The organism is Streptomyces sp. NPDC044002, from assembly GCF_056434525.1.
The window spans coordinates 175,863-202,496 of sequence record NZ_JBWKEZ010000002.1 but is presented as its reverse complement, the minus strand read 5'-3'; the positions used below and the strand labels follow the sequence as shown (position 1 = coordinate 202,496).

Sequence of the window (26,634 nt, the reverse complement as noted above, 5' to 3'; positions counted from 1 at the left end):
ATCCGGCCATATGTTCCGCTCGGATCGCGGGGATCGCGGGGATCGCGGGGATCGCGGGGATCGCGGGGATCGCGGGGATCGCGGGGATCGCGCGGATCGCGCGGATCGAGTGGATCGTCCAGTCGTCGCCATCTCACGTCGCCGGGCGGTCCGGTCCGGTCCGCAGGACACCGTCGCGGGGGTGTCCTCACCGCCGGGTCCCGGATCCCGGCGTACCGTGGCGGGGTGCACACCGCCCCGGCCCAGGTGCAGGCCGTCCTGGAGGCACTGCCGCGCGCCGCCATCGTCCAGGGCGGGGACGAGCAGGTGATCGCCGTCAACCGCCGCTTCACCGACATGTTCGGCCTCGACGCCGCCGGCGTCGCCCACACCCCCGGAGCCCCCCTCGGCCCCGTGGTCGAAGCGGTCTGCGCCACCTTCGCCGAACGCCCCGCCTGGGTGGTCGACACCACGCACGCGATCGCCGCCCGCCGGGTCCACCGGACCGCCGAGATCCCCCTGAAGGACGGCCGGATCATCCGCCGCGACGTGGAGCCCCTCTACGACGCCGACCGCAACCTGCTCGGCTCCCTGTGGACCGCCGAGGACGTCACCGAGGAGAAGCGCCGTGCGCACGCCCTCGAACGGGACAACCGGACGCTCGCCGAACTGGCCGGCCAGCGCAACGAGTTCGTCGCCCTCGCCTCGCACAGCCTGCGCACCCCGCTCGCCTCCGTCATCAGCTTCTGCGAACTGCTGGCCGACCCCGTGTCCGGCCCGCTCACCGCGGAGCAGCGGGAGTTCCTCGACGCCGTCCACCGCAACGCCCGCCGCATGGAACGCGTGATCACCACCCTGATGGAGACCACCGTGATGCGCGCCCCCCAGCTCAACCTGGAGTTCGGGCCGGTCGACGTACCGCGCATGCTCACCCACGCGGTCCTCGACCGGATCGCGACCACCGAGGCCGCAGGCGTGTTCGTCGTCCTCGACACGGCCCCGGGCCCGCCCCTCCACGGCGACGAGCTCCACCTCGAACACGTCCTCGCCAACCTGCTGGAGAACGCGGCCAAGTTCACCCCGCCCGGCGGCAGCATCACCGTCACCTCGGCCGTCGACGGCGACCACTGGACCGTCGACGTGGCCGACACCGGCATCGGGGTGCCCGCGGACTACCGGGAGGAGATCTTCTCCGGCTTCGTCCGCGCACCCAACGCCGAGAGCGGCGGATACGCCGGGACCGGCCTCGGCCTGGCGCTGAGCCGCGAGATCGTACGGCGCCACGGCGGCGACCTGACCGTCGCCGACGCGCCGGGCGGGGAGGAAGGAGGAGCCGTGTTCACCGTGCGGCTGCCCGTCGCCGGCCCGCGCCCCGGACCCGCACCCGCCGCCCCCGGCTCCGACGCCGGAGCCGGAGCCGCTGCCCCGTGACGCGGATCCTCCTCGTCGAGGACGACCCCGACCTCGCCACCGCCCTGCGCGCCCTCCTCGGCCGCGCCGGGTACGAGGTCCGGCACGCCGCCGACGGCAGGGAGGCCCTGCGCCGCCTGTTCGCGGACCGCCCGGACCTGATGGTCCTCGACATCGGCCTGCCGGAGCTCGACGGCTGGCAGGTCCTGGAACGCACCCGGGACCTGACCGACCTCCCGGTCCTGCTGCTCACCGCCCGCGGGGCGGAGGCGGACCGGGTGCGGGGGCTGCGCGCCGGTGCCGACGACTACCTGCCGAAACCCTTCGGGCAGGAGGAGCTGCTCGCCCGGATCGAGGCCCTCCTGCGCCGCGCCGGCCGCCCGGGCTGGTCCGGGGACCGGCAGGACTCGGCGCTGCACCTGGTCCCGGAGCGCCGCGCCGTCCTCTGGCACGGCGCCGAGGTCCGCCTCAGCGACATCGAGTACCGGCTGCTGCAGACGCTCGTGCGCAACCGGGGCCGGGTCGTCACCACGGACCAGCTGCTCGTCCAGGTGTGGGACGACCCGGCGGGCCTGGGCCGGGAGCGGGTCAAGTTCGCCGTACTGCGGGTCAGGCGCAAGATCCAGCAGGCCGCCGGACGCCACGCCGAGGACCCCATCGAGGCGGTGCGCGGACTCGGCTACCGCTACCAGGGCGACGGACGCGAGGGAAGAGACGGACGCGACGGACGCGACACCCTGAGGCCGTTCCCGGGGTCCGGGACGTAGGGCCCGCCCCCGGCGGGGACGCAAGGCCCCGCCGGGGGCGGGCCGAAGGTCCCGAGCTGCCCCGCCGTCCGTGATCGCAACCGTCCGGCAACCGGTTCGGCGGCGCGCGGCAACCCCCGTTCCCCACGCTCCGGGGTGTCCCGCCCCGTCCGGCCGCAAGGAGCCTCCGCATGACCGGCCTGCCCCCGCGCAGCATCGCCGTCGTCCTCGGGACCCGTCCCGAACTGGTGAAGCTGACCGAGCTGTGCCGGCTGCTCGGCCCCGCCGCCCGGCTCGTGCACACGGGGCAGCACTACGACGAGGACATGTCCGGCCGCTTCCTCGCCGAGCTGGGCCTCCCCGAGCCGACCTACCTGACGGGCATCGGCGGCCGGCCGCGCGCCGTGCAGATCTCAGCCGGCCTCGCCCAGCTCGACGCGCTCTTCACCCGGCACCGGCCCCGCGCGGTCGTCGTCCAGGGCGACACCAACGCGGCCCTGGCCGGCGCCCTCGCCGCCAACTCCCGCGACCTGCCCCTCGTCCACGTGGAGGCGGGGCTGCGCAGCCACGACCGCGCCATGCCGGAGGAGCACAACCGGGTGCTGATCGACCGGCTCGCCGACGTGCTGTGCGCGGCCACCCCCGAGAACCGGGACAACCTGCTGGCCGAGGGCCTGCCCGCCGACCGGATCGAACTCACCGGCAACACGGTCGTCGAGGCCGTCCGCGCCCACCTGCCCGGTGCGCGGGACCGCGACGCCCTGCTCGCCCCGCTCGGCGTGCGCCCGGACGGGTACGTCCTGGCCACCGTGCACCGGCCCGAGAACACCGACGACCCGGCCGCACTGAGCGCCGTGCTCGGCGAACTGGCCGGCCTGGCCCGGACCCTCCCCGTCGTCCTCCCGCTGCACCCCCGCACCCGGGCCCGGATCGAGGCCGCGGGCCTGGCCGGGGCCCTGGACGCACTGCGGGTCACCGCGCCGCTGGGCTACGCGCAGTTCCTGGGGCTGGCCCGGCACGCGGCCCTGCTGGTCTCCGACTCCGGCGGGGTGCAGGAGGAGGCGACCGTACTGGGCCGCCCGCTGGTGGTGGTCCGCAACTCCACCGAGCGCCCCGAAGCCATGGCCGACTTCGCGACCCTCGTCCGGCCCGGACCGGAGCTCGGCGCGGCCGCCCGTGAGCGGCTCGACCAGGGCCGGGCCCTGCGCGAGCGGCTCGCCGCGCTGCCGAGCCCGTTCGGCGACGGCCTGGCCTCGCGGCGGATCGCCGCCCTGCTGGCCCGTACGGCCGCCCCCGCCGCCCCCGCCGGGCCCCCCGCCCCCGCCGCCCGGCCCGTCGCCGCCTGAGGAACCACCCCGTGCCGCACACCGACCACCTCCTCCTGTTCCTCTTCCCCTTCCTCCTCCTCGCCGGCTTCCTCCTCTACGCCGCCGGATCCCGGCACGCCTACCGCAGCCGGCCGGAGACCGAACCGGGTGACCCGGCCGCCTTCGACTGGCACTTCTTCGTCCCCTGCCGCGACGAGGAGGCCGTGGTCGGCGCCACCGTCGCCCGGCTCCGCGCCGACTTCCCCTACGCCCACGTGTGGGTGGTCGACGACGCCAGCGACGACCGCACCGGCGCCATCGTCGCCGCGCTCGCCGAGGACGACGTACGGCTGCACCTGGTGAGCCGGGTCCGGCCCGAGGCCCGTACCGGCAAGGGCGCCGCACTCAACGCCGCGTACCGCGAACTCGGCGGACTGCTCGGCCCCGGCGCCGACCGGGAGCGCGTCGTCGTCTGCGTCGTCGACGCCGACGGCCGGCTCGACCCCGCCGCCCCGTTCCTGGTCAGCGGCCCCCAGGGGTTCGGCCACCCGGACACCGGGGGAGTGCAGGTCAGCGTGCGGATGCGGAACGTGGACGACCCGCGGCCGCTGCCGGACCGCGGCCGCGCCGCGAACGCCCTCGCCCGCCTGCTGGTCCGCGTCCAGGACATGGAGTTCGCCGTCTCCAACGCGGGCATGCAGCTGCTGCGCGCCCGCACCGGATCGGTCGGGCTCGGCGGCAACGGCCAGTTCACCCGGCTCTCCGCGCTGGACCGGATCGCCGAGGCCGAACGCCGCCCCTGGCGCGAGGCCGCCCTGCTGGAGGACTACGAACTCGGCCTCCACATGATCCTCACCGGCCACCGGATCAGCCACATCGCCGACACCTGGGTCTCGCAGGAAGGCCTGCCGCACGCCCGGCGCCTGCTCACCCAGCGCACCCGCTGGGCCCAGGGCAACCTGCAGTGCGTCCGCTACGCCCCGCGCATCCTCTCCTCACGCCACTACACCGGCAGCGGCGTCCTGGAGACCCTGTACACCTTCGGCCAGCCGCTGGCCCACCTCTTCTCCCTGGTGCTCTCCGCGGTCCTGCTGGCCGTCCTCGCCCTGAACGGCTTCACGGGCGCCCTCGCCTGGTGGCCCCTGGCGCTCGGCCTGGCGGTGCTCTCGGTGGTGCCGTTCCTCCTGTGGGGACCGGTCTACCGGAGGGACTTCGCCCCCGACGCCTCCCGGGCCCGGGCGCTGCTGTGGGGCGTCGCCCTGTGGCTGTACGCCTACCACCTCTTCCCCGTCTCCGCCCGCGCCTTCGTCCGCATCCTCCGCGGCCGCACCGGCTGGTCCAAGACCCGCCGCAACGCCGACCCGGTCACCGCCGGCCCGGTCGCCCTGGACCACTAGGCACCGGCCCGGGCGCTAGGCGGTGTCGCCCGGGCGGACCAGGCCCGCTTCGTACGCGAAGATCACCGCCTGGGCCCGGTCGCGGAGGTCCAGCTTCCCCAGGACCCGGCCGATGTGCGTCTTCACCGTCTGCTCCGCCAGGACCAGGTGGGCGGCGATCTCCTGGTTCGACAGCCCCCGCGCGATCAGTTCCAGCACCTCGGTCTCGCGCGGCGTCAGCCCGTTCAGCCGCAGCGCCGGATCCTTGCGCGGTGCCGGCCGCTGCCGTACGAAGTCCGCGATCAGCCGGCGCGTCACCGACGGCGCGAGCAGCGCCTCGCCCGAGGCGACCACCCGGACCGCCGCGATCAGGTCCGCCGGCGGGGCGTCCTTCAGCAGGAACCCGGACGCGCCCGCGCGCAGCGCCTCGTACACGTAGTCGTCGATGTCGAAGGTGGTCAGCATCAGCACCTTCGGCCGGTGCGTCACCCCCGGCGGCGGGTCCAGCAGCTCGCGGGCCGCGGAGAGCCCGTCCAGCTCCGGCATCCGTACGTCCATCAGCACCACGTCGGGGTGCACCGTACGCGAGACCAGGATCCCCTGGCGGCCGTCGGCGGCCTCGCCCACCACGTCGATGTCGGCCTGCGCCGACAGCAGCGCGGCGAACCCCGCCCGGACCATGGCCTGGTCGTCGACGATGATCACGCGGATGGTCAACTGGGCTCCTCGGTAAGGGAGTCGACGGGGTCGGCGGGCGGGTCGAGGGGGAGCCGGGCGGCCACCCGGAAACCGCCCTCGGGCAGCGGGCCCGCGTCCAGGGTCCCGCCGGTCAACCGTACGCGCTCGCGCATCCCCACCAGCCCGTGCCCCGTCCCGGAGCGCTCCAGCTCCACCACCGCCTCCCGGGCCGGGCCGTTGACGACCAGCACCAGCACCTCCCCGTCCTCCGCGGAGTACGTGACCGAGACGCGGGCCGGCGCGCCCGGGGCGTGCCGCACCACGTTCGCGAGGGCCTCCTGCACGATCCGGTACGCCGACAGGTCCACGGCCGGCGGCACCGGCGCGTCCGCCAGCCCGGCGGCCAGGGAGCACTCCACCGGCTGCCCCGCCCGGACCGTCGCCTCCACCAGCTGCTGGATCCGGGCGATGCCCGGCTGCGGCGCCCGGTTCCCGTCCGCGCCGCCGGAGCCCGAGTCGCCCCGCAGCACCGTCAGCAGCCGCCGCATCTCGCCCAGCGACTCGCGCGCACTGGCCGCGATCGCCGCGAACTCCTCCCGCACCGGCTCCTCCATGCCGGGCAGCCGGTACGGCGCGGAGTCCGCCTGCACCGTGATCACCGACATGTGGTGGGCCACCACGTCGTGCAACTCCCGCGCGATCCGCGCCCGTTCCTCCAGCAGGGTGCGCCGGGCACGCTCCGCCTCGCTGATGCTCTCCTGCTCCGCGGCGCGCTGCCGCGCGTCACCGAGCCCGCGCAGCGCACCCGTCACCGCCAGCACGCAGCCGCTGAGGACGAACAGCAGCGCCACGGTGTTCGTCACCCCGTCCGGCGCGAAGAAGCCGAGCACCACCCCGGCCGCACCGGTCGCCAGCCCCACCTGCACCAGCGTCCGCACCGGCTCGCGCAGCCCCAGGCACACCATCAGCGCCAGGTACCCGACCACCACCATCGGCGTCCACGGCCAGGAATGCCCGGGCACCCGGTCCGCGCCGACCAGCAGCAGGACCGCCCCGAGGACGTCCGCGGACAGCACCAGGCCCCAGGCCGCCACCGGACGCGACACCGCCAGCAGCAGCGGCACCGTCTGCGCCACGCCCAGGGCCCCCGCCCAACCGCCGCCCATCCCGTAGTCGTTGGTCAGCACCGCGATCGTCACCGGCAGCAGCGACACCACGAAGACGCCCATCACGGCGAAGGGCAGCATCCGCTGCCACGCCCTGGGCGCCCGCGCCAGCAACGGCTCGCCCGCCCGCGCGGGCGTCCGCAACGCCATGGCGAACTGGGCGAACCCGACGGGCGGCCGCGGCTCGCGGGCCGCGCCGGCCGTCGCCTCCGCCGCGTCCGGCTTCCTCCTGCCGGCAGGCTTGCGCACTCTCAGGCTCATGATCCCGCCAGCCTATGCGCACGTGCCGCCGACCGGGATCCGCGACGTCTCGTTCCCCCGGCGCATCCCGCTCGTTGAGCGGGCATGGAGCTGCTGCCGACCATCGCGGGGCCGGGCGTCGGTGAACGGGCCGATGCCGCGGCCGACGCCGCCTGCCACCTCTACGACGCCGTCGCGCCCTGGAGCGGTGGAGGGCCCGGAGGGTGGCCCGGCGGGTGGAGCCGGACCGCCGCCGAGGACGCCGCCGAGACCATCGAGACCACCGCGCACGCCCTCGCGTACGTCCACCCGCGCGCCGAGGTGATCCTCGCCCCGGTGCACGCCGCCCTGGCGGACCTGCGCCGCCAGCTCGCGCTCGCCCCGGCCGACCCGCTGACCGCCGCGGGCGTCCCGGCGACCCCCCGTACGGTCGGCAACCCGCGCCGGACCCGCTGGGAGCGGGTGGTGGTCACTGCACCAGTGCCCCGGCAACCGCCGTCTGGTACAGCTTCCTGATCTCCGCGCCGAAGTAGGAGCTGTACGAGGTGTCCGCGGTCGGCCCGCCCGTCTTCCAGCCGCCGATCACCCCGACGACGTCCCCGGTCATCGTCTGTGCGTCGTAGCGGACCAGGAAGGGGCCGCCGCTGGTCCCGCCCGGATAGCCGGTGCAGTCGATCCGCAGGAAGGACCCGGGGCTCTTCGGGTCGGCGCTGGTGAACCTGGTCGTCTTGTTCACGCACATGCGGGGCCGGGCGGCGGCCGCCGGATGGCCGATCAGGGTGACCTTGGGGTGGTTGAAGGCGGCCCCGGTGACGAGCCGGTTCCCGCCGACGACGTCCTCCACCGGGAGGCCGTCGGAGCCCGGCCCGACCTGGGCGAAGGCCACGTCGAGGGTGGCGGACCGGTCGGGGCCGTCGGTGCGGTACCGGGGGGCGATCCACACCTTCGAGCGGCCCGCGGCGTCCCGCAGCACCGGGAAGAGCCCGTAGGGGCGCGGCTTCGCGCGCGTGTACTGCGGTACGAAGGCCACCTGGCGGGTGTCCGTGCCGAGCAGGCAGTGCGCGGCGCTGAGCACCATGTCGCGGCTGGGGGAGGAGACCACGCTGGCGGTGCAGAAGTAGGCGCCGCTGCCCTGCATGACGAACATCCGGCCGACGACCGGGATGCCGTTGAAGTCCTGTCCGACCCCGTTCACGGCCGGCACCGCAGCCTTGTCGGACCCGCTCGGCGCGGGCGCCGGTACGGGTGTGGCGGGTGTGGCGGGTGTGGCGGCCGCCGGGCCGGGGACGGCGGCGTCGGGCGCCTCGGGAACGGGCACGGCCGCGTCGGGTGGGGGTGCCGCGGCGTCGGGAACGGCCGGCGTGGCCGGCGCCTCCGGCCGGGCGGGCCCGGCCGGGTCGGCCGCCGGGGGCGGTGACGGGACCGTCGCCGGGGACGGCCCCGGGGTCGCGGGACCGGCCGCCGCCGGCACGGGGTCGGAGGCCGGGACGGGGTCCGAGGCCGGTTCCGGTTCGGGTACGGGCAGGGCGGAGGCCATCCGGTCCTCCGTCCAGAAGGCCGTGGCCTCCCGCGCCGACCAGTGCTCGGAGGCCGCCTCGGCCCGCTCCGTCCGCGCGACGGGCAGCGCCCCGCCCGGCAGCATCAGGGCGGCGGCCGCCGCGGCCGCGGCCGTCACCACCGTCAACACACGTCGCATGTCTCGCTCGCTCCTGTCGTGACTGGCCTGATCCACAAGACGCGGCCTATACGGCCTGGGGGAAGCGGAACAGCCTGTCCGGGTCGTAGGCCCGCCTGATCCCTTCCAGACGGGGGAGGTTGGACCCGTAGTAGGCCCCGCGCCACCCGGCGAGTCCCGGGTCGGCGTAGTTCTGGTAGGCGCTGCCGTTCGCCCACGGGCGCAGGTCCCGCCACAGCCCGTCCAGCCAGCCCTGGTGCCGCACGACCTCGGCGGCCGCCGCCGACCGGGGCCAGTACGCGAGGTACTGGGCCAGGAAGGCGCTGTCCCGGTGCACGAACGCGGTGGCCGCGGCGGGCACCCGGTTGACGGCCCCGCCGCACACCCCGTCGAACTGGACCACCCCGAACCCGCCCCCCGGCACCTCGCGCCCGTACCGGCCGATCGCGGCGAGCACCGCCGCCACCGCGCCCTCCGGCAGGCCCCCGCCGTCCCAGAAGTCGGAGCGGGCCGCGTACGAGTCCCGGCCCAGCCGCCCCCGAGGGTCCCGGCCGGGCAGCCGCCCCGGCAGCCGGCACTCCTCGGCGCCGCGCTCGGTGCAGCCGGCCATGGCCCGCACGGTGTCCCCGTAACCGCGTACGGCGAACCAGGCGTCCCGCGGCTCCCGGCCCACCAGGCCGGTCAGCCGGGCCAGTTCCCGCTCCAGCTCCGCCCGTCCGTCCAGGCACACCGCCCGGAAGGCGGGGACCGCGTCCCGCCCGGCCTCCACGGTGAACTCCACCTGGCTCCAGAACGGGTCCGGCAGCCCGCCCAGCCACCGCTGCCAGCCCCGCACCACCGCCGCCGAGTCCCCGGCGGGCCAGTGCAGTTCGGCGTACGCGGCGTCCCCGACCGGATGGGTGCGCAGCCTGAGCTCGGTGACCACGCCGAAGTTGCCGCCCCCGCCGCCGCGCAGCGCCCAGTACAGGTCGGGGTCCCGGTCGGGGCCGACCTCGCGGACCACCCCGTCCGGGGTGACCACGCGGGCGCCCGAGAGCCGGTCCGAGGTGGTCCCGTACGCCCGCGAGCCCAGCCCGAGCCCGCCGCCGAGGGCCAGCCCGGCGATGCCGACGGAGGGGCACAGCCCGGCGGGGACGCCCAGGCCGCGCGCGGCGAGGGCGGCGTGCACCCCGGCGAGCCGGGCCCCGGCGCCGACCCGCACCTCGTCGCCCCCGACGGTCACGGCGGCCAGCGCCCCGGTGTCCACCACCAGTCCGCCCGCGCACGTGGACCACCCCGCGTAGCTGTGGCCGCCGCCGCGCGGCACCACCGCGGTGGCGGAGCGGCGGGCGAAGTCCAGGCAGACGGCCACGTCCCCGGCGTGCGCGGGATAGGCCACCGCGCCGGGCGCGACGGTGTCGTAGCGGGGCTGGAAGAGCTGCCGGGCCTCCGCGTAGTCCGCGTCCCCCGGCAGGACCAGGCGGCCGTCCAGCGCGCGGCCGAGCGCCCCGAAGTCGGGCCCCGCCCCGCCCTTGGCACGCGCACCCGGCCGCGTCCCGCCGGCCCGTCCGCCGTCCGCCCGCGCACCCGTCCCGGTGGCGGCGAGCACGGCGGCTGCCGTACTCGCGAGGACCCGGCGGCGTGGAAGGCTCATCCCTCCTTCCTGCCACCGCCGGGCCCGATCGCCGAGCAGGCGGGCCCGCCGGGCGCCGCTTCCCGCCCGAACGGACCACGGCCGCGCGGGCGGGCGGCCCCCGATCGGCTTTAACGTTCCGTCAGCGCGGCCAGCGCCGCACGGGCCGCGCTCTCGCCCTCCTCGTACGCATGGGCCCGCGCCTCCCGGACGGCGTCGTCGAGCTGGCGCACCGCCTCGCCTCTGCGGCCCGTCGCGGCCAGCGCCTCGCCGTACAGGGTGCGCAGCACCACCCGCCGGGGCGCCGCCGCCGGCGGGGCGGCCAGCGCCAGGCCGCGGGCGGCGTGGTCGGCGGCCGCCTCGGGCGCGCCCACGGTCAGCAGGTGCTCCGTGAGGTGCTGGTGGGCCAGGGCGGCCGTGTCCGGCCGGCCCGCCCGCTCGGCCAGTACGAGCGCCGCGTCCAGCAGCTCCGCGGGCCGGGCGCGTTCGCCCGCCCGTACGAGCGCGACGGCGAGGTTGATCCGGGCGATGGCCTCCGCGTTGGCGTCCCCCGCCAGGGCCGCGAGGTCCGGCGCCAGCTCCAGCTGCGCGAGGGCCTCCTCGGGGCGGCCCTCCTCGGACAGCACCCAGCCGAGCAGGGCCCGGGCGCGGGACTGGGCGCCGGGGTCGCCGTCGGCCTCGGCGCAGGCCAGCGCCCGTTCGAGCAGGGGTACCCAGCCGTCGCGGACCTGCCACACGATCAGCGGCCACTGGAGCAGCACCAGCCGCCAGGCGCGGTCGTGCAGCCCGGCGGCGACGGCCGACTCGACCGCGCCGCGCAGCGCGTCCCGTTCGGCGGAGAACCAGGCCAGGGCGTCCGCGCGGTCGGCGAACGGCCGTACCGGGGCGGCCCGCCGGGTCCCGTCGGGCAGGGCGCAGCAGGGCTCGCTGCCCGGCTCGGCGGCAGCGCAGGCCGCGAGGAGCGTGCGCAGCCAGTGGTCGAGCAGCCGCAGCAGCCCCTCCGGGTCGTGCCCCGGCGACAGGCTGCGGGCGTAGAGCCGCACCAGGTCGTGCAGCACGTAGGACTGCGGGCCCGCCTCCACCACCAGCTGGGCGGCGGCCAGCTGGTCCAGCGCGGCAGCGGCCTGGCTGGGCAGGCAGCCGCCGAGCGCGGCGGCGGTGCGGACGTCGAGGGCGGCCCCGGTGTGCGGCCCCAGCTGGTGGAACATCCGCCGGGCCGGTTCCGGCAGGTGCTGCAGCGTGAGGCGGAGCGCGGCGGCGACGCCGGTGCTCCCCACGTTCAGCAGGTCCAGCCGGGTGTGCTCGTCGGCGAGTTCGCCCGCGAAGGCGGCCAGCCCCTGGTGCGGGCGGGTGGCGAGCCGGGCCGCCGCCACGCGCAGCGCCAGCGGCAGGCCGTCGCACAGCCCGGCGAGGCGTGCGGCGGCCTCCGGCTCGGCCGCGATCAGGTCCGGGCCGAGGACGGCGGCGAGCAGCTCGGTGGACTGCGCGGCGGGCAGCTCGCGCACGGGTACGGGGCGGGCGGCGTCGGATACCACCAGCTCGCCGAGCCGGCTGCGGCTGGTGACGAGGGTGACGCAGCCGTCGCCGCCCGGCAGCAGCGGCCGCACCTGGGCGGAGTCCCGGGCGTTGTCGAGCACGACCAGCATCCGGCGCCCGGAGGTCAGTTCCCGGTAGCGGGCGCCGAGCGCCTGCGGGGAGTCGGGCATCCGCTCGGCCGGGAGGCCGAGCGCGAGAAGGAACTCGCGCAGCACGGAGCTGGTGTCCCGGGCCGGGATGGGGCTGTAGCCGTGGAGGTCGGCGAAGAGCCGGCCGTCGGGGAAGTCCGCGCGGCGCCGGTGCGCCCAGTGCAGGGCCAGCGCGGTCTTCCCGACGCCGGCGCTGCCGGTGAGCATGACGACGGGCCCGGGGCCGGAGTCCGCGGCCCGGTCGAGCGCCGCCAGCTCGCCGCCACGGCCCGTGAAGCCACCGGGCCTCCGCGGCAGCAGCTGCGGCCCCGCCACGGGGCGACCGCCCGGGGCCGGATCCCTGTACCCGGGCCCGGGGGTTCTTGCGGCCTCGGGGGTTCCTGTGGCCCCCGCAGCTCCGGAGGAACCCGTGGCCCCTGCGGCCCCGAGGGTCCCGGGCGTCTCGGCCGCCCCAGCTGTTCCGGGGGCGGAACCGGTTCCGCCGCCTCCCGTGGCGGCCACCCCAGGTATCCAGCCCGCCCCGGGGCCGGAGTCGGCCCCGCCGCCTCCCGTGCCGGGCCGCCCGGACACCCTGGCGGCTGCACCGGCCGGACCGGACGCCAGTGACACGGGGGCCGTCGCGGAGCGCACGGGCTCGCCGGCCCGCAGGAGAGCGGTGTACGCGTCCGCGAGCACCGCTCCGGGGTCGACGCCCAGCTGTTCGGCGAGCAGTTCCCGCGTGCGGTGGTACCAGTCCAGGGCGTCCGACTGCCGGCCCGACCGGCCCAGCGCCAGCATCAGTTCGGCGATCAGAGGCTCCCGCAGCGGGTGCAGCACGGCCTCTGCCCGCAGCAGGACCGCCGCCGCGGCGTGCTCGCCCAGCAGCGAGTGCGCCCCGGCCAGCTCCTCCACGGCGGCCAGCCGCAGCTCGTCCAGCCCGTGTGCGGCGGCCTCCAGCAGGGGCCCGCCCACGGTCCCGCCCAGCGCGGGCCCCTCCCACAGCGCGAGCGCCTCCCGCAGCAGCCGTACCGCGTCGGCCGGTTCGTGCTGTTCCCGGGCCTGCTGCTGCAACTGCTCGAAGCGGTGGGCGTCCACCAGGGACGCGGGCAGCCGCAGCGCGTACGCCGGCCCCTGGGTGAGGAGTTCGACCCCGTGGGCGGCGGCGCCGTGCTCGGCGAGCAGGGCCCGCAGCCGCGAGACGTGGCCCTGCAGCACCGTCCGGGAGTGCCGGGGCGGGTCCTCGTCCCACAACGCCCGGGTCAGCCGGTCCACGCCGACGGCCGCGTTGGGCCGCAACAGGAGCATCGCCAGCAGGCTGCGCCGTTTGGCGGGACCCAACTGCACGGGCTTCCCGCACTCCGCCACCGCCGAAACCGTCCCCAGCACGCGGAACCGCATGCATGCCCCTTCCATCTGCTTTTCCCCGTCCGAGCATATGTCTCGGTATTTCGGTGGATGAGGGGGATCCCGGCCAATCGCCACCGGCCCGTGAAACCGCCCCGCACGGCCCGTACCTGCGACGACGCGCGGACGGACACCCGGACGACAGTGTGACGCAAGGACCGGCGGCGCTTCCTTAGCCCGGCGTTAGGGCCGCGTTTGCGGGTGCTGGAACGCTTCTTCTCGCCGGGGGAGGCCCACACCGCGGCACCCGTCCTCCCAGCCCCGTGGGGGCGGGTGCCCGGTGCGGCCGCCCGGCATCCTCCGAAGACGAGTGGGAAAACAGGGAGTCACTTTCATGGGCTTATCCATCGTCCGTGCCTCGGCCCTCGCGGCCTCCACCCTCGCCCTGGCGGGCGTCGCCCTGACCGGTGTGGCGTCGGCCGCCCCGGCGCCGGACCGGAACCCGGCCGCCGCGGCCGGCTACTGCCACGTGTCCGGCCTCGGCGGCGACTACATCTGCGAGTACGGGGAGGCCTGGCAGACCTTCCCGAACGGGACGCGACAGGTCTTCATCGTCGGCACCGACTTCGCGGTGTGGACCCGCTACAGCAACACGAGCGGCGGCTGGTCCGCCTGGGAGTCGATGGGCGGCACGGTCCGCAGCGGCGTCCGCATCGAGGGCAACAACACCTGGAACCCGACGATCTCCGTCGTGGGCATGGACGGCGAACGCTGGTTCCGCCACCGCCTGAACAGCGGCAGCTGGACCGGCTGGCAGAGCTGACCGCTCTCCCGAAGGCACCGGGCGGACCGCGGAGCTGCACCTCCGCGGGTCCGCCCGGCCCCCCACCGCGCGGCGCGCGGGCCCTGGTCCGGCCCGCGAGCCGCGCGCGCGAGCGGCCGCGGCCCGTTGCGGGCGTCCGCGCGCGCGGACGCTCCGCGCCCCCGGTGTCCCGCGCCCCCGGTGTCCCGCGCCCCCGGTGTCCCGCGCCCCCGGCGTCCCGCGCGGGCTCAGGCGGCGGGCCCCCGCGGGCCCTTGCGGGCCAGCAGGAACCCCTGCGGCCCCTGCTCGTGCGCGCCCGGCCCCCGCACCATCCGGGCGACCTCCGCCAGCCCCGCCCCGGCGAGCAGCGAGGCGACCAGCTCCGGCGGGGTCCCGTACACGTCGAGGTCGACCGGATGCCCGTAGGCGTGCTCCAGCCGGTGCTGCCCGTCCCCCGCCCCGAACGCGACGAGCACATGGCCCCCCGGCCCCAGCACCCGGGCGAACTCCGCGAAGACGGCGGGTAGTTCCCCCGGCGGCGTGTGGACGGTGGAGTGCCAGGCGAGCACCCCGCCCAGCACCCCGTCCGCCATGTCCAGCCCGGCCATCCGGCCCACCTCGAACCGCAGCCCCGGATAGCTGCGCCGGGCCACCGCCACCATCGCGGGGGAGAGGTCGACGCCGAAGGCCCGTACCCCGAGGCCGTCCAGGTACGCCGTCACCCGGCCGGTGCCGCAGCCCAGGTCGGCGACCGCCCCGCCGCCCCCGCCGCGCACGTACTCGGCGAAGGCGTTCAGTACCGCCCGGTCCAGGGGCCGGCCCTCCAGATCGCCGTCCAGCAGCCGGGCGCAGTCGACCGCGACGGTGTCGTAGGACGCCTGGACGGCACTGAGCCGCGAGGTCTGTGTCATGCCCCTGGACAGTAGCCCGTCCGGCCGCCGGGCTCATCCCCGCAGGTCACCGCCGGTCAGCCCGCGCCGAGCGGTGGGGGCAGCTCCGCCCACTGGTCGCCCGGCACCCCCGGACTCAGCCGCATCAGCGTCAGCGCCTTCACCGGCAGCGGCCCGCTCCGCAGCGCCGCCGCGTCGGCGGTGGGCACCGCAGCGTCCAGCCCGGCCGCCAGGCAGTCGGCGAACGCCCCGGCCGAGCCCGCCGTCGAGGCGAGGGCACCGGCCGCCAGGGAGCCGAACAGCTTGCGCCGCAGCACCGTCTCGTCGTCCGTGACCAGCCGCCCGGACAGCGGCGGCACCGACAGGCCGTGCCGGGCGAGCCGGGCCGGGCTGATCCGGATGTCCGCCAGGTCGCGGTAGACCAGCCGCAGCGGGCTCCCGTCGGGCGCCAGCACCACCAGCAGGTTCTGCCCGTGGGCCTCCAGCGCCACCCCGAGGTCCAGCACCCGCAGGCACACCGACAGCGCCAGCCGGGCGAACGCGGCCCGCCAGGCCGCCGACCCGGCCAGTTCAGTTCCCGCCAGCGCCGCCACCGGCACGACCCGCTCGCCGGGTCCCGCGTACGCCTCCGGGGGCTCGCGGAGCACCGCCGCCAGGTCCGGGCTGTACGCGGTGGCCGCGCCCAGCGTGCGGGTGATGTGCAGCCGGCCGTCGAGCCGTTCGGTCAGCGCGTGGGCGAACGCGGAGACCACCGCGGCCGTCTCCACCGAGTACGCGGAGATGTCCCGGACGGAGGAGGTCAGCCGGGTGCTCAGCGCCGTCTTCACATGGGGGCCGCCCGCCGCCGGGGCGAGCGTGCGCAGCGCCATCAGCGGGTGCGCGGCGAATCCGGGGAGGACCTCCTCGCCCTTCAGGACGTGCTCGGTCTGCCAGGGGTGGACCGGCACCAGGATCCGGTCGCCGTCGCGCAGGTGCTCCGGCCACTCGCCCGCGACCAGGCACTCCGCCGCCCGTACGGGGACCAGCCCGAGTTCCACCAGCGGCCGGTGCTCCGGGGCGTACGCCAGCTGCTCGGCCACCGTGAAGCCGGGCCGGGAGCGGCAGTTGGGGTGGTACGGGTGCCCGTCCACCACCCGCTGCTCCCACTCCCACCCGGCCGACGGCGCCGGCCGCTCCCCGTCCGGCTGCCCGGCCCGGGACAGGGCCAGGGAGGCGGTGCTGTCGTCGAGTTCGGCGGCGAAGGCGGCGCCGTGCGGCACCCGCAGCGCCTCGACCAGCCGGGCCGCCTGCCGGTGGGGCCGCCCGTCGAGCCGCACCTCGGTGACGAGCGAGCCCGTCGCGTACGGGTCGGGGCGCGGCCCCTCCAGCCGTCCGCCCCCGGCCAGCAGCAGGGTGAGGGAGTCCGGCCCCTGCTCCCGGCCCACCACCCACGGCAGCGGTTCGAAGGCCAGCGCCCGCCACAGTCGGGTCAGCACGGCGGAGCGGGCCCCGTCCAGCGATGCCTCGTACGCGGCCACCAGCCCGGGCCGCACGCCGGCCAGCGCGACGGCGGCGGCCTCCTCGGCGGCGGTGGCGGGGGAGTGCCCGGGGTCGGGCGGGGAAACGTGCCTGCTGCGGTCCAGGGGTCCGGTCCTTTCGGGTCGGTTCAACCGATGATCAGGTCATCATCCCGGATACTGAAGATCACGCCCGGTGGTCCCTCCCGCGCACCTCCGGCACCCCGCAGACGGACCGAATGGAACCAGTGGACCTCAACACCGACGCCGACGCGCGCAGCGCCGCCCCGCTCCTGAACTGCCTGCTCAGGGAGGTGGGCGAGGCCGAGGGCGGGCAGGTCCACCGGCTGCGCGGCAGCGGCCGGCTGCTGCGGGTCTCCGGCGGCCGCCGCCCGGACCGCGCGGAGCTGCACACGGCGGACGGCTGGCATCCGCTCGGCCACGCGGAGCTGGTCAAGCTCGTCTCCGACGAACTGCACCGCTACACCGGCGTCTCCAACGACGAGCTGCCGGGCGAGATCGACGACAGCCGCGAGGCCGTCGCCGCACTGCTGGCCGCCCGGGCGGCCGCCGAGGCGCCCGAGGACCCTTACGTCCTGTCCGAACAGGCCCTGGTGACGGGCCATCCGCACCACCCCGCGCCCAAGGCCAGGGGCGGCGCACCCGCCGCGAGCTGGCTGCCGTACGCCCCCGAGGCGCACACCCGCTTCCCGCTCGTGATGCTGGGGCTGCGCGAGGACCAGGTGGCCGAGGAGGGCGGCCGGGCCGCCGCCGACGCGGTCGACGCGCTGGCCGGGATCCTCGACGGCCCCCGCCCGCCCGCCGGTTACCGGGCGCTGCCCGCGCACCCCTGGCAGCTGGAGCTGGTCGGCGGCCGGCGGGAGGTCCGCGAGGCCTTCGCCGACGGGCGGCTGCTGCGGCTCGGCCCGACCCGGCTCCCGGTGTGGCCCACCGCCTCCGTGCGGACCGTGTACGCGCCGGGGCCCGACGCCGACCTCTTCGCGAAGTTCAGCCTCGACGTCCGGATCACCAACGACGTGCGCCGGCTGTGGCGCCACGACCTGCTGAAGCTGCGCCGCACCGACTCCGCGGTGGAGGCCGGCTTCGCCGACCTGCGCAGCCGTACCGGATCCGGCGCGGTGTGGCTTGCCGACCGCGGGTACCGCACCGCCGCCTTCGCCTTCGAGGAACTGGCCGTCCTGGTCCGCGACGGCCTGCGCACCGGGGTGGCGGCGGGCGCGGTGCCGCTGCTGTCCGCCGCCCTCGCGGAGGGCTACCCCGGCAGCCCGCTGGAGTCCGCGTCCGACCCGGCCGGCTGGTGGCGGGCGTACCTGCGCCATGTCGTGCCTCCGGTCCTGGACCTGTTCGCCCGGCACGGGATCGTGCTGGAGGCCCACCTCCAGAACTGTCTGGTCGCCGTGGACGGCCGGGGCATGCCGGTGCAGGCCCTCTTCCGCGACGCGGAGGGCGTGAAACTCCCCGGGGACATGCCGCGCGAGAGCGCCTGGCAGCGGCTCGTGTACTGCCTGGTCGTCAACCACCTCGCGGAGGTGGGCGGGGCCCTGGCCGAGCACCACCCCGGGGCGGCCGGCGGGGTGTGGCCGGCGGTCCGCGAGGAGCTGCTGCGCTACGACGCCGAGCACGGCCTGCCGGAGATCGCGGAGCTGCTCGCGGCACCGGCGCTTCCGGCCAAGACGAACCTCCTGCTGCGCTGGACCCGGGCGGACGGCGCGGACGCGCGCTACCTGCCGCTGCCCAACCCGCTGCGGGGGGAGTGAGCGGGCGGCGGGCGGGCGTGGGATTCGGCCAAGCTGGGCCGGCCGCCGGAACCGCCGTATCGAAAGGTATAGACCAATGCTAGGTTGGGCGGGCAGACCGCGCAGTCCTTGACCACCCGTCAGAGGAGAAGCCATGCCCTCCCCTTCGCGGGGCGGCGGCCCGGCCGCCATGCCCAAGTACCAGCGGATCGCCGCACAGCTGCGGGACGAACTCGCTCTCGCCGCCCGGACCTCGGGCGGCAGACTGCCCTCCGAACGGACGCTGGCCGCCCGCTACGAGGTCAACCGGCAGACCGTCCGGGCCGCGCTCCAGGAGCTGCGCGCCGACGGACTGGTCGTCACCGGCCGCCGGGGCACGCGGGCCGCGGTCCTCCCCGGCGGCGGGCGCGGCGCCCCCGCCTCCTCCGCGGCGCGCGCCGGCTCGCGGAACGCGCCGCCCGCCGGCCGGCAGGCCGGTCCCGGCCCCCGTGTCACCCGGACCCGGCTCGCCCTGGTCGCCGTGCCGCCGTCGCTCGCCGGGCTGCTCGGGATGGGCGGCGGGGAGCGCACGCTGGTCCACCACCACCGCGTGTACGGCCCGGACGGGCGCGCGGTCCGGCAGACGGTGACGTACCTCTGCCCGCGCACCGTGGCCCGCACCCCGGAGCTCGCGGCCTACCTCGACCGGCCGGAGGGGGCCAGGGGCGAGGACCTGCGGCCGCTGCACCGCTGGCTGGAGCGGGCCGCCGCGCACGGCCGGACCTCGGAGACCATCACCATGACCCGCACCACACACCCGGCCGGCGGCGCGCCCGCCTGCGGGCTGTCGGTACGCCGCACCGTGCACGACGGCTCCGGCCGGCTGCTGGCCGTCACGGACCTGGCGTTCACCGACTGGGACCGGGTGACCTTCCATCGTGAGCCGGAGGCGATCGGCTTCCGTGTGACCTGACGCACGCCGGGTGGCCGGGGCCGGGGCCGGGGCCGGTGGGGCGCCCGCGGGTGCGGGTGCCGCTGCGCGGGGCGAGGTCCCCTACCCGCCCTTCGCCCGTTCCCCGGGCTGCGCCCGGACCCCTTCCTGGGGGCTCCGCCCCCAGACCCCCGCGCCTCAAGCGCCGGCGAGGCTGGACAAGGCCCAAGCGCCGGCGAAGGCTGGACAGGGCTCAAGCGCCGGCGGGGCCGGACAGGGTCTCAGGGGCGGGCCGGGGTCGAAGGGCCCGGCGGGGCCGCCACCGGCCAAGACCCCTCACCGCCCGCGGTGCCCCCGGCCCCCTCGGTGCCCCCGACCCCGACGGTGCCCCCGGCCCCCTCGGTGCCCCCGACCCCGACGGTGCCCCCGGCCCCCTCGGTGCCCCCGACCCCGACGGTGCCCCCGGCCCCCTCGGTGCCCCCCGCGCCCGTGGTCCCCCGTGAGCCCCCGGAGGGTGCGGCGCCCGTGAGCAGGGCGAGGAGGCCGGCCACCTCCACACCCGCCTCGGCGGGGTGCCGGAACATGGCTCCCGCCGAGATCTCGTAGCGGTTGCGCCGCCCGTCCCGGGCGCGGCGCAGGTAGCCGTCCGATTCGAGGTCGGCCACGATCGCCTGGACCGTGCGCTCGGTGAGCGCGCAGACCAGGGCGACATCCCTCAGCCGCGCCGCCGGGTCCCGGGCGATGGTCACCAGGACGCGTGCGTGATTTGTGAGAAATGTCCAGTTCTGTCGGCGTGTCATGCTCCCCATCTCGCCATGATGCGGCACGTGTTTCACGCGAAACAAGACGCGAAAAGTGTTTCCGGCATTTCTTGACGTGTGAGCGGAATCGGTCCAGAGTCGAGGACAGTCAAGGTCCCGCGCCGCAAGCCGACCAGCCCAAGGAGCGAACCCCATGCAGGTCCCCGCCCACCACTCCCATACCGCCGGCCCCGCCGCGGCCCGTACTCCCGGACCCCTCCTCCCCGGCCCCCGCCGCAGCGGCCGGGCCGCGGCCCGTGAGGCCGGACTGCCCCGGATCGACGAGCCCAGGGAGGTGGCCCCGGCGGACGCGCGGGAGCTGTCGAAGGTCTTCTTCGCCCGCCTCCGCGAACTCCCCGAAGGCACCGCCGAGCGGCAGTACGTCCGCAACACCCTCATCGAGATGAACGCCTCGCTCGTCCAGTACGCCGTCCGCCGCTTCCGCGGCCGCGCGGAAGGCGGCGCCGGGGACGTCGACGACCTCGTCCAGGTCGGCACCATCGGCCTGATCAAGGCCATCGACCGGTTCGACCCGGCCCGCGAGAACGAGTTCGCCACCCTCGCCATGCCGTACATCACGGGCGAGATCAAACGCCACTTCCGCGACACCGCCTGGGCCGTCCACGTCCCGCGCCGGCTCCAGGAGCTGCGCATCGACATCGCCAAGGCGAAGGAGGAGCTGACGATCCGGCTCGACCGCTCGCCCACGGTCCGCGACCTCGCCGCCCACCTCGACCTCACCGAGGAGCAGGTCATCGAGGGCCTGGTCGCCGCCAACGGGCACACCAGCGGCTCCCTCGACGCCCCGCACGCCGAACACGGCGACGGCCCCGCCGAGGGCCACACCCTCGCCGAGGTCCTGGGCGAGGAGGAGCCGGCCCTGGAGCTCGTCGAGGACATCCAGACCCTGGCCCCGCTGCTGGAGCGGCTCAGCGACCGCGAGCGCACCATGCTCCGCATGCGCTTCGGCGAAGAGCTGACCCAGGCCCAGATGGGGGCCGCCCTCGGCATCTCCCAGATGCAGGTCTCCCGGCTCCTCACCAGGCTCCTCGCCCACCTGCGCACCTCCATGCTGGCCGACCCCGAGCCGGGTCCCGCATCCCTGACGTGAGTTGGATCACTTCGCCGTTTGCGCTGGTGAAGACCGGGCATGCGGGCCGCTGGAGCGGAACCGCATGCTCCGGCCGTTGGGCCGGGAGCACGGACCGCGCGGGCCGATCCCGCCCCGCTCCCCGGCCCGCGGCCTCCGGCGGCGGGCCGGACCCGGTACGACCCGCGAGGTGCATGTGTCCACGCTCCAGGCCGAACACGTCTACAAGGTGTTCGCCAGACGACCCGACCGCCAGGCCGCCGCGGTCCGCGCGCTCGAACGCGGCGCCGGCCGCGACGAGCTGCGCGCCGACGGCGCCACGGCGGCGGTGATCGACGCCTCGTTCCGCGTCGAGCCCGGTCAGATCTTCGTCGTCATGGGCCTGTCGGGCTCCGGCAAGTCCACCCTCCTGCGGATGCTCAACGGACTGCTGGAGCCCACCTCCGGCCGCATCCTCTTCGACGGCGAGGACCTCACCGCGCTGACCCCGCGCGAGCTGCGCCGCGTACGCTCCACCCGCGTCTCCATGGTCTTCCAGCACTTCGCGCTCTTCCCGCACCGCGACGTCCTGGCCAACGCCGCCTACGGCCTGGAGGTCCAGGGCGTCCCCCGGGCCGAGCGCGAACGCCGCGGCGCCGAGGCGCTCGCGCTGTGCGGGCTCGGCGGCTGGGAGAACTCCTGGCCCGACGAGCTCTCCGGCGGCATGCAGCAGCGCGTCGGCCTCGCCCGCGCCCTGGCCACCGACGCCGACCTGCTCCTGATGGACGAGTCCTTCAGCGCCCTGGACCCGCTGATCCGCCGGGACATGCAGGACCAGCTCCTCGAACTCCAGCGCACCCTGAGGAAGACCATCGTCTTCATCACCCACGACCTCAACGAGGCCATGCGCATCGGCGACCGCGTCGCCGTCATGCGCGACGGCCGGATCGTCCAGCAGGGCACCCCCGAGGACGTCCTCACCCGCCCCGCCGACGAGTACGTCGCCTCCTTCGTCCAGGACGTGGACCGCTCCCGCGTCCTGACCGCCGACGCCGTCATGGACGAGCCCGCCGAGGACGCCGAAGCCTGCGCCTGCCCCACCGTCAGCGCCGACACCCCGCTCGCCGACCTCTGCTCCGTCAGCGCCCGCGTCCCCCACCCGGTCGCCGTCACCGGCGCGGACGGCACCGTCGTCGGATCCGTGCCCAAGGACCGGCTCGTCGCCTTCATCGGCGACGAGCAGCGGCCCCCGATGGCCTGCGCGGAGGTGGCCGCCTGATGCCCCGCCTGCACCTCGGAGCCTGGGCCGACAGCGCGGTCGACTTCCTCCAGCGCCACCTGTCATGGCTCTTCGACACCGTCAGCATGCTGGTCGGAGGCCTCTACGACGGCGTGAACGCCGTGCTGTCCGCCCCCGCACCGCTGCTCTTCGCCGGCCTCCTCGCCCTCGCCGCCTGGTGGCTGCGCGGCCTCCTCGCCGGCCTGCTCGCCTTCGGGGCCTTCGCCCTCGTGGACTCCGTGGCCCTGTGGGACGAGGCCATGTCCACCCTGGCCCTGGTCCTCGTCGCCACCCTCGTCACGCTCGCGTTCGCCCTCCCGCTGGGCATCTGGGCCGCGCGCTCCGACCGGGTCAGCGCCGCCCTGAGGCCCGTACTGGACTTCATGCAGACCATGCCGGCCATGGTCTACCTCATCCCCGGCATCATCTTCTTCGGCGTCGGCGTGGTCCCCGGGATCATCGCCACCATCGTCTTCTCACTGCCGCCGGGCGTACGCATGACCGAACTCGGCATCCGCCAGGTGGACGCCGAACTGGTCGAGGCCGCCGAAGCCTTCGGCACCGCCCCGCGCGACACCCTCGTACGCGTCCAGCTGCCGCTGGCCCTGCCCACGATCATGGCGGGCGTCAACCAGGTCATCATGCTCGGCCTGTCCATGGTCGTCATCGCCGGCATGGTCGGCGGCGGCGGACTCGGCGGCGCCGTCTACCGGGCCATCGGCAGCGTCGACATCGGCCTCGGCTTCGAAGCCGGCCTGTCCATCGTCGTCCTCGCCATGTACCTGGACCGGATGACCGGGGCCCTGGGCCGCCAGGTCTCCCCGGTCGGCCGCCGGGCACAGGCCCTGGCCAGGTCCGCCGCGAGCGGCACCGCCCGGCTGTGGAACCACCGCCCGCAGCCCGCGTACGCCGTCACCGCGGCCGTCGTCCTCGCCCTCGTCGCCGGCGGACTGAGCACCTTCGGCGGCTCCGGATCGCCGGCCGCCTCCACCGGCGCCGACAACACCGGCAAGGGCCGCAGCATCAGCATCGGCTACATCCCCTGGGACGAGGGCATCGCCTCCACCTTCCTGTGGAAGGAGCTGCTGGAACGACGCGGTTTCAAGGTCGACGCCCGGCAGCTGGAACTCGGCGCGCTGTTCACCGGGCTCGCCGGCGGCCAGGTCGACTTCCAGACCGACGCCTGGCTGCCCGTCACCCAGGCGCAGTACTGGAAGAAGTACGGGAACGAGCTGGACGACCTAGGCTCCTGGTACGGGCCCACCTCCATCGAGCTCTCCGTCCCCTCCTACGTCAAGGACGTGCGCTCCCTGGAGGACCTCAAGGGCAAGGGCGCCCGCTTCAAGGGCCGGATCATCGGCATCGAGCCCAGCGCCGGAGCCATGTCCGTACTGAAGGAGAAGGTCCTCAAGGAGTACGGACTCGAAGGCGAGTACCAGGTCGTCGACGGATCCACCCCCGGCATGCTCGCCGAGCTCAAGCGCGCCTACGAGAAGAAGGAACCCGTGGTGAGCGTCCTGTGGTCCCCGCACTGGGCGTACTCCGCGTACGAGCTGACCAAACTGGCCGACCCCAAGGGCGTCTGGGGCGAGGGCGACGGCATCCACACCCTCGCCCGCAAGGGCTTCGCCGACGACGAGCCCGAGGTCGCCGCCTGGCTGCGCTCGTTCAAGCTGACCGAGGCCCAGCTCACCGGCCTGGAGGCGAAGATCCAGGAGACGGGCAAGGGCAAGGAGCAGCAGGCGGTCCGCGCCTGGCTGGCCGACCACCCCGAAGTGGCCGCGCTCGCCTGACGGACCACGCGCCGGGGGGGGGGGGGGGGGGCGGGCCCCGGGTGCCCCCCCCGGCCCCGGGGGACAACCCCTCCTAGCACCATCCCTGCCCCTCCTCCCCCCGCCCCCTCCACCCCCCCACCCCCCCCCCCCCCCCCCCCCCCCCCCCCCCCTTTCCCCCCCCCCCCCCCCCCCCCCCCCCCCCCCCCGGCCGGTCCGGAGGACACGGCCCGCGCGTACACGGCCCGCGCGTACGCGGCTCAGCCCACCGGCACCCGGTCCGCTCCCGGCCGGGCCGCCCGGGGCTCCCCGTCGCGCACCCGCGGGCGCAGCGGCCACCACAGGGAGCGGCCCAGCAGCGCGGCCAGCGCCGGCACCAGTACGGCCGACAGGACGAACGCGGACAGCAGGATCCCCACCGCCGTCGCGAAACCGGTCTGCTGGGTCCCGGCGTGCGGGCTCACGGCCAGGCTGCCGAAGGACGCGGCGAGCACCAGCCCGGCCGTCGCGATCGCCGGCGCGGTGTGCCGCACCGCGCGGGCCACCGCCGCGCGGGCGGGTCCGGGGCGTTCCATCTCCTCCCGCAGCCGGTCGCTGATCAGGATGTTGTAGTCGGTGCCCAGCGCCACCACGAACAGGAACAGCACGAGCGGCAGCGTGAAGTCCACGCCCGGCCGACCCAGCCCGTGCTGGAAGACCAGGGCCGAGGCCCCCAGCGTGGCCGCGAAGCCGAGCCCGACGGCGAGCATCAGCACCACCGGCGCGAGCACGCTCCGCAGCAGCACCAGCAGGATCACCGCGATCAGCACCGCCGCCACCGGGAAGATGACCTTCAGGTCCTTGTCGACCGCCACCGCGATGTCCGCGAACACCGAGGCGGTGCCGCCGACATGGGCCTCGGTCCCGGCCGGCAGGTTCGCCCGGACCGTCTCCCGGACCGGGCCGGAGACCAGGTCGCGGGCCTGCTGCCCGCCGGATTCGACGTTCAGCAGCAGGTCGATCCGTGCCGCCTTCCCGTCCTCGCTCAGCACCGTCGGCGCGACGCCGCCCACCCCGGGGACCCGGGCGAGGGCCCCGGCCAGTCCGGCCACCCGCTCCGCGCCGAGCGGAGCCCCGTCCTTCGCGGCGACGAGCACGCTCGTCGGGTCCGAGACCCCGGCGGGCAGGGCGCGGGAGATCTCCTCGGCCGTCTCCACCGCCGCGGTCCGCTCGCCGCCCGCGCCGGACTGCCCGTAGTCCATGCGGATCCCGGCCAGACCCGCCGCCAGCGCGCCGAGCAGCACCAGCGAGCCGAGGACCAGCGCCACCGGACGCCGGGCCGTCAGCCGGCCGAGGCGGCCCGCCGCACCCTCGCGGGGCGCGTGCCGGAGGGCGCGCGAGGGCCAGAACATCTTCCGGCCGGTCACCGCCAGCAGCGCCGGCATCAGCGTGAGGCTGCCCAGCAGCATCACCAGCACCGACACCGCGATCGCCGGACCCAGCACCCGGAACTGGCCGAAGGAGGCGATCCCGAGGGTGGCGAACGCGGCCACGATCGTCAGCGCCGCCGAGGTGACGGCCGTGCCCACCCGGCCCGCGACCTCCGCGGCCGCCTCGCGCCCGCTCTGCGCGGGGTACTGCCGCAGCTGCTCGCGGAAGCGGAACAGCAGGAAGAGGAAGTAGTCGATCCCGATGCCCATGAGCACCACGTTGATCAGCCCGGGCGTGGAAGGCGCCAGCCGGACCCCGCTCGCCACCGACGCCATGACCACGACCCCGGCCGCCCCGCCGCCGATCACCGCCATCGCCAGCAGCGGCAGCAGCGCGGCGAACACGCTGCGGAACACCAGGACGTGGAGCAGCACGATCAGCCCCATGACCACCGCGCCGACCACCGTCGACTGGGTCTCCTCGGAGTCGGCGGTGTCCACCGTGGCCGCCAGCCCGCCCGTGAACCCGGTCCGCAGGCCCGCCTCGCCGAACGCGGCCCGCGCCTGCTCGCGGAACGCCTTGTAGGTGCTCTGCACCCCCGGGTCCTGCGGGTTGCCCTTCAGCTCCACCGACAGCAGCCGGAAGGACCGGTCCGGAGCCGTCATCCCGGCGCCGATCCGCGGCGTCTGGGAGTGGTCCTGCATGAAGGGCGGATCCTCCTCCTTCTTCGGCATGACGATCCGCTTCCCGGCCAGCTGCCGCGACACCTCCTCGACCCGGCGCTCGTCGGGAGCGGTGAGCGCCGCCCCGTCCTTCCGGGCCACCAGGACCGTCAGCGGGTCGGAGTCCGGCCGGGCCCCGAAGCTCTCCTCGGAGATCCGCAGCGCGGCCGCCGAATCGTAGGAGGCGGGCAGGAAGCCGTCGTTGCCGGGCTGGGTGGCGCGGAAGACGAACACCTGGCCGAGGATCGTCAGCCCGATGCCCAGCACCGCCCACAGGGCGATCACCTTCCACGGGTTCCTGGTCGAGCATCCCGTCAGGGCGCGGATCACTGTTCTCCTCCGGTCTGTCCGTACGGAGCGGCCGGGGCGGCCGTCCTGACTCCAGACCATCAGCCGCCGGGCGGGAAAACGTCCTGGTGGAGAAGGAGAACGCGGCCGGGACCGCGGTCCGGGATCCGGCCCCGACCAGGACCAGGGGGCCCGGGGGGGGGGGGCTCCCCTTCCCAGAGTCGCCCCCCAGCCCCACGGGA

The 26,634-nt window shown here is 76.0% G+C and carries 20 protein-coding genes; 11 read left to right on the top strand and 9 right to left on the bottom strand.

Features of this window, described 5'->3' with window-relative positions; genetic code table 11:
• Positions 1-225 precede the first annotated feature (225 nt).
• The 4 genes from AC07A6_RS02475 to AC07A6_RS02460 all read left to right on the top strand — a co-directional run bounded on the left by AC07A6_RS02475 (position 226) and on the right by AC07A6_RS02460 (position 4,839).
• A complete protein-coding gene (locus AC07A6_RS02475) occupies positions 226-1,410 on the top strand; it encodes a PAS domain-containing sensor histidine kinase (RefSeq protein WP_478775748.1) in 1,185 nt (394 codons plus the stop codon).
• Positions 1,407-2,156 (top strand): response regulator transcription factor, encoded by a 750-nt coding sequence (locus AC07A6_RS02470; protein WP_478775747.1) that lies wholly within the window; start codon positions 1,407-1,409, stop codon positions 2,154-2,156. The genes AC07A6_RS02475 and AC07A6_RS02470 overlap by 4 nt, the downstream gene beginning before the upstream one ends.
• A 170-nt stretch (positions 2,157-2,326) precedes the next feature.
• Positions 2,327-3,481 carry a non-hydrolyzing UDP-N-acetylglucosamine 2-epimerase gene (gene wecB, locus AC07A6_RS02465; protein ID WP_478775746.1) on the top strand — a complete coding sequence of 385 codons (1,155 nt, stop codon included), beginning with the start codon at positions 2,327-2,329 and terminating at the stop codon, positions 3,479-3,481.
• Between the two features lie 11 nt (positions 3,482-3,492).
• The gene (locus AC07A6_RS02460; protein ID WP_478775745.1) at positions 3,493-4,839 is read left to right on the top strand and encodes a glycosyltransferase family 2 protein; all 1,347 of its coding nucleotides are present in this window, start codon (positions 3,493-3,495) and stop codon (positions 4,837-4,839) included.
• Positions 4,840-4,854: 15 nt separating this feature from the next.
• Here the strand turns inward: AC07A6_RS02460 and AC07A6_RS02455 are convergent, their stop codons facing one another.
• Both AC07A6_RS02455 and AC07A6_RS02450 read right to left on the bottom strand, forming a co-directional pair.
• Positions 4,855-5,535, bottom strand: coding sequence for a response regulator transcription factor (locus AC07A6_RS02455; RefSeq protein WP_362471311.1), 681 nt, complete (start codon positions 5,533-5,535; stop codon positions 4,855-4,857).
• Entirely contained in the window at positions 5,532-6,923 is a 1,392-nt protein-coding gene (locus AC07A6_RS02450) for a sensor histidine kinase (RefSeq protein WP_478775744.1), read from the bottom strand. Before AC07A6_RS02450 ends, AC07A6_RS02455 begins: the two co-directional genes overlap by 4 nt.
• Positions 6,924-7,007: 84 nt before the next feature.
• On the opposite strand from AC07A6_RS02450, the gene AC07A6_RS02445 reads away from it, so the two are divergent.
• Complete coding sequence (locus AC07A6_RS02445) at positions 7,008-7,418, top strand: hypothetical protein (protein WP_478775743.1); 411 nt, start codon at positions 7,008-7,010, stop codon at positions 7,416-7,418.
• Here the strand turns inward: AC07A6_RS02445 and AC07A6_RS02440 are convergent.
• The 3 genes from AC07A6_RS02440 to AC07A6_RS02430 all read right to left on the bottom strand — a co-directional run bounded on the left by AC07A6_RS02440 (position 7,372) and on the right by AC07A6_RS02430 (position 13,251).
• Positions 7,372-8,598 carry a hypothetical protein gene (locus AC07A6_RS02440; protein ID WP_478775742.1) on the bottom strand — a complete coding sequence of 409 codons (1,227 nt, stop codon included), beginning with the start codon at positions 8,596-8,598 and terminating at the stop codon, positions 7,372-7,374. The two genes, AC07A6_RS02445 and AC07A6_RS02440, sit on opposite strands and share 47 nt — an antisense overlap.
• Positions 8,599-8,644: 46 nt before the next feature.
• Positions 8,645-10,210: an FAD-binding oxidoreductase gene (locus tag AC07A6_RS02435; RefSeq protein WP_478775741.1), complete on the bottom strand. Its 1,566-nt coding sequence runs from the start codon at positions 10,208-10,210 to the stop codon at positions 8,645-8,647.
• Between the two features lie 110 nt (positions 10,211-10,320).
• On the bottom strand, positions 10,321-13,251 hold the full coding sequence (locus AC07A6_RS02430; RefSeq protein WP_478775740.1) for an AfsR/SARP family transcriptional regulator: 2,931 nt from the start codon (positions 13,249-13,251) through the stop codon (positions 10,321-10,323).
• 340 nt (positions 13,252-13,591) lie between these two features.
• Between AC07A6_RS02430 and AC07A6_RS02425 the strand changes: the two genes are divergently transcribed.
• Complete coding sequence (locus AC07A6_RS02425; RefSeq protein WP_478775739.1) at positions 13,592-14,020, top strand: DUF8189 domain-containing protein; 429 nt, start codon at positions 13,592-13,594, stop codon at positions 14,018-14,020.
• 227 nt (positions 14,021-14,247) lie between these two features.
• On the opposite strand, the gene AC07A6_RS02420 is transcribed toward AC07A6_RS02425, so the two are convergent.
• A complete protein-coding gene (locus AC07A6_RS02420; RefSeq protein ID WP_362474789.1) occupies positions 14,248-14,910 on the bottom strand; it encodes a class I SAM-dependent DNA methyltransferase in 663 nt (220 codons plus the stop codon).
• Between the two features lie 56 nt (positions 14,911-14,966).
• Positions 14,967-16,511, bottom strand: coding sequence for an IucA/IucC family protein (locus AC07A6_RS02415; protein WP_478775840.1), 1,545 nt, complete (start codon positions 16,509-16,511; stop codon positions 14,967-14,969).
• A gap of 113 nt (positions 16,512-16,624) precedes the next feature.
• Here AC07A6_RS02415 and AC07A6_RS02410 point away from each other — a divergent pair, with 113 nt between their 5' ends.
• Positions 16,625-18,163 (top strand): IucA/IucC family protein, encoded by a 1,539-nt coding sequence (locus AC07A6_RS02410; RefSeq protein ID WP_478775738.1) that lies wholly within the window; start codon positions 16,625-16,627, stop codon positions 18,161-18,163.
• A gap of 133 nt (positions 18,164-18,296) precedes the next feature.
• The gene (locus AC07A6_RS02405; RefSeq protein WP_478775737.1) at positions 18,297-19,094 is read left to right on the top strand and encodes a GntR family transcriptional regulator; all 798 of its coding nucleotides are present in this window, start codon (positions 18,297-18,299) and stop codon (positions 19,092-19,094) included.
• Between the two features lie 239 nt (positions 19,095-19,333).
• Here AC07A6_RS02405 and AC07A6_RS02400 read toward each other — a convergent pair whose 3' ends face one another.
• Positions 19,334-19,801 (bottom strand): hypothetical protein, encoded by a 468-nt coding sequence (locus AC07A6_RS02400; protein ID WP_478775736.1) that lies wholly within the window; start codon positions 19,799-19,801, stop codon positions 19,334-19,336.
• A 205-nt stretch (positions 19,802-20,006) separates the two neighbouring features.
• Here AC07A6_RS02400 and AC07A6_RS02395 point away from each other — a divergent pair, with 205 nt between their 5' ends.
• The 3 genes from AC07A6_RS02395 to AC07A6_RS02385 all read left to right on the top strand — a co-directional run bounded on the left by AC07A6_RS02395 (position 20,007) and on the right by AC07A6_RS02385 (position 23,993).
• On the top strand, positions 20,007-20,963 hold the full coding sequence (locus AC07A6_RS02395; RefSeq protein ID WP_478775735.1) for a SigB/SigF/SigG family RNA polymerase sigma factor: 957 nt from the start codon (positions 20,007-20,009) through the stop codon (positions 20,961-20,963).
• A 175-nt stretch (positions 20,964-21,138) separates the two neighbouring features.
• Entirely contained in the window at positions 21,139-22,200 is a 1,062-nt protein-coding gene (locus tag AC07A6_RS02390) for a quaternary amine ABC transporter ATP-binding protein (RefSeq protein ID WP_362458707.1), read from the top strand.
• The gene (locus AC07A6_RS02385) at positions 22,200-23,993 is read left to right on the top strand and encodes an ABC transporter permease/substrate binding protein (RefSeq protein ID WP_478775734.1); all 1,794 of its coding nucleotides are present in this window, start codon (positions 22,200-22,202) and stop codon (positions 23,991-23,993) included. The genes AC07A6_RS02390 and AC07A6_RS02385 overlap by 1 nt, the downstream gene beginning before the upstream one ends.
• 239 nt (positions 23,994-24,232) lie before the next feature.
• On the opposite strand, the gene AC07A6_RS02380 is transcribed toward AC07A6_RS02385, so the two are convergent.
• Positions 24,233-26,434, bottom strand: coding sequence for an MMPL family transporter (locus AC07A6_RS02380; protein WP_478775733.1), 2,202 nt, complete (start codon positions 26,432-26,434; stop codon positions 24,233-24,235).
• Between the last annotated feature and the right edge of the window lie 200 nt (positions 26,435-26,634).

Bases quoted from the DNA above. Each gene is read 5' to 3' on its own strand.
- wecB (WP_478775746.1), top strand. From the start codon at position 2,327: ATGACCGGCCTGCCCCCGCGCAGCATCGCCGTCGTCCTCGGGACCCGT.
- AC07A6_RS02450 (WP_478775744.1), bottom strand. From the start codon at position 6,923: ATGAGCCTGAGAGTGCGCAAGCCTGCCGGCAGGAGGAAGCCGGACGCG.
- AC07A6_RS02445 (WP_478775743.1), top strand. From the start codon at position 7,008: ATGGAGCTGCTGCCGACCATCGCGGGGCCGGGCGTCGGTGAACGGGCC.
- AC07A6_RS02440 (WP_478775742.1), bottom strand. From the start codon at position 8,598: ATGCGACGTGTGTTGACGGTGGTGACGGCCGCGGCCGCGGCGGCCGCC.
- AC07A6_RS02435 (WP_478775741.1), bottom strand. From the start codon at position 10,210: ATGAGCCTTCCACGCCGCCGGGTCCTCGCGAGTACGGCAGCCGCCGTG.
- AC07A6_RS02430 (WP_478775740.1), bottom strand. From the start codon at position 13,251: ATGCGGTTCCGCGTGCTGGGGACGGTTTCGGCGGTGGCGGAGTGCGGG.
- AC07A6_RS02425 (WP_478775739.1), top strand. From the start codon at position 13,592: ATGGGCTTATCCATCGTCCGTGCCTCGGCCCTCGCGGCCTCCACCCTC.
- AC07A6_RS02420 (WP_362474789.1), bottom strand. From the start codon at position 14,910: ATGACACAGACCTCGCGGCTCAGTGCCGTCCAGGCGTCCTACGACACC.
- AC07A6_RS02410 (WP_478775738.1), top strand. From the start codon at position 16,625: ATGGAACCAGTGGACCTCAACACCGACGCCGACGCGCGCAGCGCCGCC.
- AC07A6_RS02405 (WP_478775737.1), top strand. From the start codon at position 18,297: ATGCCCTCCCCTTCGCGGGGCGGCGGCCCGGCCGCCATGCCCAAGTAC.
- AC07A6_RS02395 (WP_478775735.1), top strand. From the start codon at position 20,007: ATGCAGGTCCCCGCCCACCACTCCCATACCGCCGGCCCCGCCGCGGCC.
- AC07A6_RS02385 (WP_478775734.1), top strand. From the start codon at position 22,200: ATGCCCCGCCTGCACCTCGGAGCCTGGGCCGACAGCGCGGTCGACTTC.